General features: G+C 74.9%; 9 protein-coding genes and 1 pseudogene. 7 read left to right on the top strand and 3 right to left on the bottom strand.

Going from position 1 to position 8,143, the window contains the following annotated elements; all coding sequences use genetic code 11:
* Nucleotides 1–83 (bottom strand): annotated as a pseudogene (locus ACIQAK_RS32780) (electron transfer flavoprotein subunit beta); the annotation flags it as partial.
* 186 nt (nucleotides 84–269) lie between these two features.
* Here ACIQAK_RS32780 and ACIQAK_RS32785 point away from each other — a divergent pair.
* Both ACIQAK_RS32785 and ACIQAK_RS32790 read left to right on the top strand, forming a co-directional pair.
* Nucleotides 270–986: a TetR family transcriptional regulator gene (locus ACIQAK_RS32785; protein ID WP_366392957.1), complete on the top strand. Its 717-nt coding sequence runs from the start codon at nucleotides 270–272 to the stop codon at nucleotides 984–986.
* Nucleotides 987–1,144: 158 nt separating this feature from the next.
* Nucleotides 1,145–1,513, top strand: a complete 369-nt coding sequence (locus tag ACIQAK_RS32790; protein ID WP_366392956.1) for a zinc ribbon domain-containing protein — start codon at nucleotides 1,145–1,147, stop codon at nucleotides 1,511–1,513.
* Nucleotides 1,514–1,577: 64 nt separating this feature from the next.
* Here ACIQAK_RS32790 and ACIQAK_RS32795 read toward each other — a convergent pair whose 3' ends face one another.
* Nucleotides 1,578–2,273, bottom strand: coding sequence for a type 1 glutamine amidotransferase domain-containing protein (locus ACIQAK_RS32795; RefSeq protein WP_366392954.1), 696 nt, complete (start codon nucleotides 2,271–2,273; stop codon nucleotides 1,578–1,580).
* A gap of 184 nt (nucleotides 2,274–2,457) precedes the next feature.
* Nucleotides 2,458–2,859 (bottom strand): hypothetical protein, encoded by a 402-nt coding sequence (locus ACIQAK_RS32800; RefSeq protein WP_401849656.1) that lies wholly within the window; start codon nucleotides 2,857–2,859, stop codon nucleotides 2,458–2,460.
* Between the two features lie 73 nt (nucleotides 2,860–2,932).
* On the opposite strand from ACIQAK_RS32800, the gene ACIQAK_RS32805 reads away from it, so the two are divergent.
* From ACIQAK_RS32805 to ACIQAK_RS32825, 5 genes are all read left to right on the top strand, one after another.
* Nucleotides 2,933–3,778 (top strand): inositol monophosphatase family protein, encoded by an 846-nt coding sequence (locus tag ACIQAK_RS32805; protein WP_366392952.1) that lies wholly within the window; start codon nucleotides 2,933–2,935, stop codon nucleotides 3,776–3,778.
* A gap of 98 nt (nucleotides 3,779–3,876) precedes the next feature.
* On the top strand, nucleotides 3,877–5,292 hold the full coding sequence (locus ACIQAK_RS32810; protein ID WP_366392951.1) for an NAD(P)/FAD-dependent oxidoreductase: 1,416 nt from the start codon (nucleotides 3,877–3,879) through the stop codon (nucleotides 5,290–5,292).
* Nucleotides 5,293–5,342: 50 nt separating this feature from the next.
* Nucleotides 5,343–5,879, top strand: coding sequence for an O-acetyl-ADP-ribose deacetylase (locus tag ACIQAK_RS32815; protein WP_366392950.1), 537 nt, complete (start codon nucleotides 5,343–5,345; stop codon nucleotides 5,877–5,879).
* Between the two features lie 76 nt (nucleotides 5,880–5,955).
* Nucleotides 5,956–7,428: an AlkA N-terminal domain-containing protein gene (locus tag ACIQAK_RS32820; RefSeq protein ID WP_366392949.1), complete on the top strand. Its 1,473-nt coding sequence runs from the start codon at nucleotides 5,956–5,958 to the stop codon at nucleotides 7,426–7,428.
* A gap of 17 nt (nucleotides 7,429–7,445) precedes the next feature.
* Nucleotides 7,446–7,970 carry a methylated-DNA--[protein]-cysteine S-methyltransferase gene (locus tag ACIQAK_RS32825; protein ID WP_366392955.1) on the top strand — a complete coding sequence of 175 codons (525 nt, stop codon included), beginning with the start codon at nucleotides 7,446–7,448 and terminating at the stop codon, nucleotides 7,968–7,970.
* Nucleotides 7,971–8,143: the final 173 nt, after the last annotated feature.

An 8,143-nucleotide genomic window follows, 5' to 3' on the forward strand; every position in this document is an offset into this window, starting at 1 on the left:
TCCAGCGTCAGGTCATCGGCGAAATGCCGGTCACCGGTCGCGTCGGGCACGTACTTCACACAGACAACGATCCTCAAGCTCACGCCGGCTCTCCTGCCTACCTGGGTGTGGTCCCATGCCGATCGGGGCCGGTCCCACCTGGGTGCGGTTTCGTAAGGGACCTTATGGTACTCAGTACCCTCTGTAAAGGTACCCGGTGCCAAAACGCTCCGTCCGATGCTACGTTTCGCCGCATGAGCGAGGCACGCGGACCCGAGAAGAAGGCACCCATGCGGGAGGTGCTGGCCCAGGCGGCCTTCCAGCTCTTCCTCGAGCGGGGCTTCGAGCGGACGACGGTCGACGACATCGTGGCGCGGGCCGGGGTGGGGCGGCGCTCCTTCTTCCGCTACTTCCCCTCCAAGGAGGACGTGGTCTTCCCGGACCACGAGCGCTGCCTCGCCGATATGACGGAGTTCCTCGCCGCCGCGGGCGACGCCGATCCGGTGGGTGCGGTGTGCGACGCGGCGCGGATCGTGCTGCGGATGTACGCGGCCGACCCCGAGTTCTCCGTACAGCGCTACCGGCTCACCCGGGAGGTGCCCGGACTGCGGACGTACGAACTCTCGGTGGTGCGCCGCTACGAGCAGACGCTCGCCGGTCATCTCAGGAGCCGGTTCGGCACGGCCGGCGACGGGGAGCTGCGGGCGGAGGTGATCGCCGCGTCCGTGGTCGCCGCGCACAACAACGGGCTGCGGCTGTGGCTGCGTTCGGGTGGTGCGGGGGATCCCGAGGCTGCGGTCGACCATGCGCTCGCCCTGGTGCGGGACGTCTGGGAGCGGCCGGCCGAGCCCTCGCCCGCCCTGGCGGAACCGGCCCCACCCGCGGTCGGGGCGTCCGCTCCCGCCGCCGGGTCCGGCGACGGCGAGGTGATCGTCATGGTCGCGTCCAAAGGCACGCCCATGTGGCGCGTGGTGCAGCAGATCGAGGCGGCCGTCGGCGAAGGCTGAGCCGCGTTCGGCGGATGCGCGCGGCAAGAACTCGGTAATAATCGGCACTCAGTGCCTTTACTCTCCGGCACTCGGTGCCATATGGTGCGGACGCGCCGTCAGCCAGGTGCGGCGCGTCCGAGTCGAGCGCAGGGGGTCGATCCGTGTCTCAGGCAGGAATGGGCACCGTCCAGAAGGCGCACGAGGAGTGCGGCCTCTCCTACAACCGCTGCCGCTGGTGCGGCACCGCGTCCTTCCGGCGGCTGCTCTGCCCGGTGTGCGCGTCGAGCGAACTGGAGCCGGAACGCACCACCGGCCACGGCGTGGTCGTACGGACCGCGGTGGTCCACCGCTACACCGAGGCGGCCCGCAACGAATCCCTGGTCCGCTTCCCCGAGGGATTCGTCTTCCGCTGCCAGGTCGTCGGCGCCGCACCGCAGATGGTGACGGTGGGCGCCCGCGTGAAGCCCCTCGCGGGGGAGGAGCCGGAGTCGGGCGCGGTGGTCCTGGAGCTCTGCGAACCACCCGTGCGGCGCGAATGGGCCTGACGCACCGGAGCGCCCGCGCCCCGGCCCCCTGAGGCCGGTCACGCGGGCGCTCCGGTCCGGCACGTCAGCCGATCCGCTTGAGCAGTTCCTCGGCCAGCGGGGCGGAGGACGCCGGGTTCTGACCGGTGACCAGGTTCCGGTCGGTGATCACGAACGGCGCCCAGGGTTCGCCCTCCTGGAAGTCCGCGCCGAGCTCCACCAGCCGGTCCTGGAGCAGCCACTTGGCCTTGTCCGCCAGGCCCGCCTGGGTCTCCTCGGCGTTGGTGAAGCCGGTCAGCCGGTATCCGGCGAACACGCCGGCCCCGTCGGGGCCGGTCGCGGCCAGCAGCGCCGCCGGGGCGTGGCAGACCACGCCGAGCGGCTTGCCCGACGCCAGGGTCTCGGTGAGCAGCCGCCCGGAGACCGGGTCCACCGCCAGGTCCTCCATCGGGCCGTGGCCGCCGGGGTAGAAGACGGCGTCGTACGCGTCCAGGTCCACGTCCTCCAGCGCGACCGGCCGCCGCAGCTCCTCGAACGCCTCCAGCCCGGCCGCCACCTTGTCGGCGCCCTCCTGGCCGCCGTTGGCGTCGGGCGCCAGGCTGCCGCGGTCCACGGTGGGGACGACGCCGCCCGGGGTGGCGACGACCACCTCGTGACCGGCGCCGGTGAACACCTGGTAAGGGGCCACGGCCTCCTCGGCCCAGAAGCCGGTGGGGTGGGCCGTGCCGTCCGCCAGGGTCCAGTGGTCCGAGCCGGTCACCACGAAAAGGATCTTTGCCATGTCGTACATCTCCGTTGGGTCGGGGTGGCTGACCAGGCCGACGGTAGGCCCGGTCCGGCCTGGATCCGCGTCCCGACGACGCGTGCCGGAAAGAGGTTTCCGACGGGTCGGCGCCGATCGGCCGTCCGGCGGACCGCCTGCCCCCGGCAGCCCGTCCGAATCATCCGGAGGGCTCCGGCCCGGCTCAAGCCCCGCGTGTCCCGGCCGCGCGGGCGACCAGCGCCGCCGCGTTGCCCGAGAGCCGGGCGGTGACCACATCGGCGGGCGGCGGGAGCGCGCCCGGCTCGTCGGCCGGCGGCCCGGTCGGGCCCGGGCAGACCCAGGTCGAGGTGCCGAACAGGACCCGGTCGCGGGCCGTCCCCCGGCCCGCGTGCCCGGCGACGAGCGACAGCGCGCGGTGGCGGCACGCCGGCGCCTCGACCGTACGCCGGCTGCCCGGCCCGCTGGGGTGGCCGCGGGCGAAGCGGTGGCCGGTGTGAAGCCGGACCGGCGGCCCTGCCCCGGGCCGCCGCGCATCCCACGGTGCGTCGGAAGTTCTGGCCGGTGTGAAGCCGGACCGGCGGCCCTGCCCCGGGCCGCCGCGCATCCCACGGTGCGTCGGAGATGTCCCGGTTCACCCAGGGCTCGAGGGGCCCGGCGGACCGTGCTTAGCTGGAGCCATGATCGATGACTTCCTGTACGGGACCGCCGGGCACACCGGACCGCTGGCCGAGGTCGAGGCCGCCGTGCGCGCCGCCGCCGCGGCCGAGATCATGCCGCGCCACCGGAAGCTCGCCACCCACGAGATCATCGAGAAGAGCGGCCCGCACGACCTGGTCACCGCCGCCGACCGGCTGGCCGAGGAGCACCTCACCGCCGCCCTCACCAAGCTGCTGCCCGGCTCGGTCGTCGTCGGCGAGGAGGCCGTGCACGCCGACCCCGCCCTCTACGACGCCCTCGGCGGCGACGCCCCCGTCTGGATCGTCGACCCGGTCGACGGCACCCGCCAGTTCGTCCGGGGTGAGGCCGGGTTCTGCACCCTGGTCGCCCTCGCCCAGCACGGCGAGATCCACGCCTCCTGGACGTACGCCCCCGTCCTGGGCGAGATGGCCGTCGCCCTGCGCGGCCGGGGCGCCACCCTGAACGGCACGCCGATACGCTCCGGCGCGCCCGCCCCCGGCGCCGTACTGAACGTCGCGATGTCGCACCCCGACTACACCACCGATGCCCAGAAGCGCGCCCTGCTCGGCCTGCGCACCGAAGGCATCGCCCCCCGCCCCTGCGGCTCCGCCGGGCTCGAGTACCTCGCCGTCGCCCGCGGCGCCCAGGACGCCGTCGCCTTCAACTGGGAGCTCGCCTGGGACCACGCGGCGGGCCTCCTCCTGGTCACCGAGGCCGGCGGCTCCCAGGCGACCCTGTCCGGCGTCCCGTACCGGATCGCGGGCGGCAACGACCTGCCGTTCACGGCGGCCCGCGACGAGGACACCGCCCGGCGCGTCCTGGCCGCCCTGCGCACGGGCGGCTGACACCGGCGGCCTGCCCCCGGACGGGTGCCCGCGTCCGCGCTGTCGCTCCGCCCGAATACCCTGGGGTTCCGCTTGCCGGCCGACGAAGGAGTCCCAAGGTGCCGTCGATGCTCGATGCGGTCGTCGTGGGGGCCGGGCCCAACGGGCTGACCGCCGCGGCCGAACTGGCCCGCAGGGGCTTCGCGGTGGAGGTCCACGAGGCGCACGACACCGTCGGCGGAGGAGCCCGTACCGAGGAGCTGACGCTGCCGGGGTTCCGGCACGACCCCTGTTCCGCCGTGCACCCGCTCGGGATCGGCTCGCCCGCCTTCCGGGCGATGCCGCTGGCCCGGCACGGCCTTCAGTGGCTGCACTCCGAGGTCGAGCTCGCCCACCCCTTCCCGGACGGCACCGCCGCCACGCTCACCCGCTCCGTCGGTGAGAGCGCCATGTCGCTGGGGCCCGGGGACGCGGGCGCCTACCGTCGCCTCGTCGCCCCCTTCCTCGGCCGCTGGGACACCCTGGCCGCCGACTTCCTGCGCACCCCCTGGGACGGCCTGCCCCGCGACCCCTACCGGCTGGCCCGCTTCGGCCTGCTCGGGCTCCGGCCCGCCAGCTGGGTCTCCCGGCGCTTCGAGGGCGAGAAGGCCCGCGGCCTGTTCGCCGGGCTCGCCGCCCACGCGATCGCTCCCACCAGCGGATTCGCCACCTCGGCGATCGCCCTCGTCTTCGCGCTCGCCGCCCACGAGAACGGCTGGCCGGTGCCGCGCGGCGGCTCGCAGGCCATCTCGGACGCCCTCGCCTCCCACCTCCGCGAACAGGGCGGCACCATCCGTACCGGCAGCGAGGTCAAGCGGCTGGACGACCTCCCGCCCGCCCGCGCCTACATCTTCGACACCTCGCCCTCCGCGCTCGCCCGGATCGCCGGCCTCGGCTCCGCGTACCACCGCTACCGCTACGGCGCCTCCGCCTTCAAGATCGACTACGCGCTGTCCGGCCCCGTCCCCTGGACCGCCGAGGCCGCCCGCCGCGCCGGCACCGTCCACATCGGCCCCGACGCCGGGACCATCGACACCGCGCTCCGGGCCGCCGTCGAGGGCCGCGACCCCGCCGTCCCCTTCCTCATCACCGCCCAGCCGAGCCTTGTCGACCCCTCCCGGGCCCCGGAAGGACGCCAGGTCTTCTGGGTGTACGGGCACGTCCCGGCCGGCTGGGCGGGCGACGCCACCGACGTCATCGAACGCCAACTGGAGCGCTTCGCCCCCGGCTTCCGCGACCTGGTGCTCGCGCGTGCCGTCGCGGGCCCGCCCCGACTCGCCGAGCGCAACGCCAACTACGTCGGCGGCGACATCGCGTGCGGAGCCTTCTCGGGCCTGCAGACCCTCATCCGCCCCAAGCTCGCCCGTGTCCCGTACGCGACCGCGCACCCGGCGGTCTTCCTCTGCTCCTCGGCCACCCCGCCCGGACCCGGTGTGCACGGCATGTCCGGCCACCACGCCGCCAAGGCCGTATGGCGGCAGCTGCGCGCGACCTGAATCATCCGCCGCGGGCGGCGCGGCCGCCCGCGGCGCGGCATGATGTCCGTATGAGCACCTCCGTCAGCCCCGCGGTCCGCCTGGTCCGCGGTGACATCACCGACCAGTCCGCCGACGTCATCGTCAACGCCGCGAACTCCTCGCTCCTCGGCGGGGGCGGGGTCGACGGCGCCATCCACCGGCGCGGCGGGCCCGAGATCATCGCCGCCTGCCGGGAGCTGCGCGCCTCGGGGTACGGCAAGGGCCTGGCCACCGGCCGGGCGGTCGCCACCACCGCCGGACGCCTGGCGGCCCGCTGGGTGATCCACACGGTCGGCCCGGTCTTCTCCGGCGCCCAGGACCGCTCCGCGCTGCTCGCCTCCTGCTACCGCGAATCGCTGCGCCTGGCAGCGGAGTTGGGAGCCCGGAGCGTCGCCTTCCCGGCGATCTCGACGGGCATCTACGGCTGGCCGATGGACGACGGCGCGCGGATCGCCGTGCGCACGGTGCTCGCGGAGACCGTGGCCCCCGTCGAGGAGGTGCGGTTCGTGCTCTTCGACGCGCACGCGTACGCGGAGTTCGAGGAAGTCCTCGCGATGGGCGGCTGACACCGGCCCCGGAGCCTTCGGGGTGCGTGTCGGATTTCCGCCAGCCAGGCCTTGACCGGTACACCATCCTGGACCCATGCACACCGACACCGAGCGCTGCGTGCGGGCCGTCAAGTCCAAGGACGCCCGCTTCGACGGCTGGTTCTTCACCGCGGTCCTCACCACCCGGATCTACTGCCGCCCCAGCTGCCCCGTCGTGCCGCCCAAGGTCCGCAACATGACCTTCTACCCGAGCGCCGCCGCCTGCCAGCAGGCCGGATTCCGGGCCTGCAAACGCTGCCGCCCCGACACCAGCCCCGGTTCCCCCGAGTGGAACTCCCGCGCCGACTCGGTGGCCCGCGCCATGCGGCTCATCCGGGACGGCGTCGTCGACCGCGAGGGCGTCCCCGGTCTCGCCGCCCGGCTCGGCTACTCGGCCCGGCAGATCGAACGCCAGCTGCTCGCCGAGCTCGGCGCGGGACCGCTGGCCCTGGCCCGCGCCCAGCGGGCCCAGACCGCGCGCGTCCTCATCGAGACCACCGCGCTGCCCCTGGCCGAGGTCGCGTTCGCCGCCGGGTTCTCCTCCATCCGCACCTTCAACGAGACCGTCCGCGAGATCTTCGCCCTCGCCCCCGGCGAACTGCGCACCCGCGCGGCCCGCGGCCCCCGGGCCCCCACCACTCCCGGCGTGATCACGCTCCGCCTCCCTTACCGGGCCCCGCTCAACCCCAGCAACCTCTTCGGCCACCTCGCCGCGACCGCCGTCCCCGGCATCGAGGAGTGGCGGGACGGCGCCTACCGCCGCACGCTGACCCTCCCGTACGGCCACGGCATCGTCGCCCTCACCCCGCAGCCCGGTCACATAGCCTGCCGGCTCTCCCTCACCGACCCCCGCGACCTCACGCAGGCCATCAGCCGTTGCCGCTGGCTGCTGGACCTGGACGCCGACCCGGTCGCCGTCGACGCCCAGCTGCGTACCGACCCGCTGCTCGCCCCGCTGGTCGACGCGGGGCCCGGCCGCCGGGTGCCGCGTACGGTGGACGGCGCCGAGTTCGCCGTCCGCGCGGTCCTCGGCCAGCAGGTCTCCACCGCCGCCGCCCGCACCCACGCGGCCCGCCTGGTCACCGCGCACGGGGTGCCGGTCGAGGACCCCGAGGGCGGGCTCACCCATCTCTTCCCGACCCCGCAGGCCCTGGCCGGGCTCGACCCGGAGTCCCTGGCCCTGCCACGGACCCGCCGCGCCACGCTCACCACCCTGGTCGCCGCCCTCGCCGACGGGACCCTCCGCCTGGGCACCGACACCGACTGGGAGCGGGCCCGCGCCGAACTCTCCGCGCTGCCCGGCTTCGGCCCCTGGACGGTCGAGATGATCGCCCAGCGGGCCCTCGGCGACCCCGACGCCTTCCTCCCCACCGACCTCGGCATCCGCAGGGCCGCCGCACTCCTCGGCCTCCCGGCCACTCCCGCCGCCCTCACCGCACGGGCCGCCGACTGGCGCCCCTGGCGCGCGTACGCCGTCCAGTACCTCTGGACCGTGGACGACCACCCCATCAACCACCTGCCCGCCTGACGGAGACGTTCATGACCATGCCCACCAGCACGCTCCCGGTGACCAAGCAGCACGCGGTCCTCGACAGCGCCTACGGGCCGCTGACGCTCGTCGCCACCGACGGGGTCCTCTCGGCCCTCTACATGACAGACCAGCGCCACCGCCCGCCCGAGGAGACCTTCGGGGTACCGGACCCGGAGCCCTTCGGCGAGGTGATCCGCCAGCTCACGGCGTACTTCACCGGCCGGCTCACCACCTTCGACCTGCCGCTCCACCTGCACGGCACCCCGTTCCAGCGGAGCGTCTGGGCGGAGCTGCGGAAGATCCCGTACGGCGAGACGCGCACGTACGGCGAACTGGCCGAGGAACTCGGCAAACCGGGCGCCTCCCGGGCGGTCGGCCTGGCCAACGGCAGGAACCCGGTCTCCATCATCGTGCCGTGCCACCGGGTCATCGGGTCCTCGGGCAGCCTCACCGGATACGGCGGCGGCCTGGAACGCAAGCAACGGCTGCTCGCCTTCGAGGGCGGCGGAAGGCAGGACAGGGTGCGGACGCTGTTCTGAGAGAAAAGGGGGGCGGGGGGGGGGGGGGCGGGGGGGGGGGGGGGGGGGGGGCCCCCCCCCCCCCCCCCCCCCCCCCCCCCCCGCCCCCCCCCCCCCCCCCCCCCCCCCCCCCCCCCCCCCCCCCCCCCCCCCCCCCCCCCCCCCCCCCCCCCCCCCCCCCCCCCCCCCCCCCC

The organism is Streptomyces sp. NPDC088706 (genome assembly GCF_044752765.1).
In the GTDB taxonomy this organism is placed as follows: Bacteria; Actinomycetota; Actinomycetes; order Streptomycetales; family Streptomycetaceae; genus Streptomyces.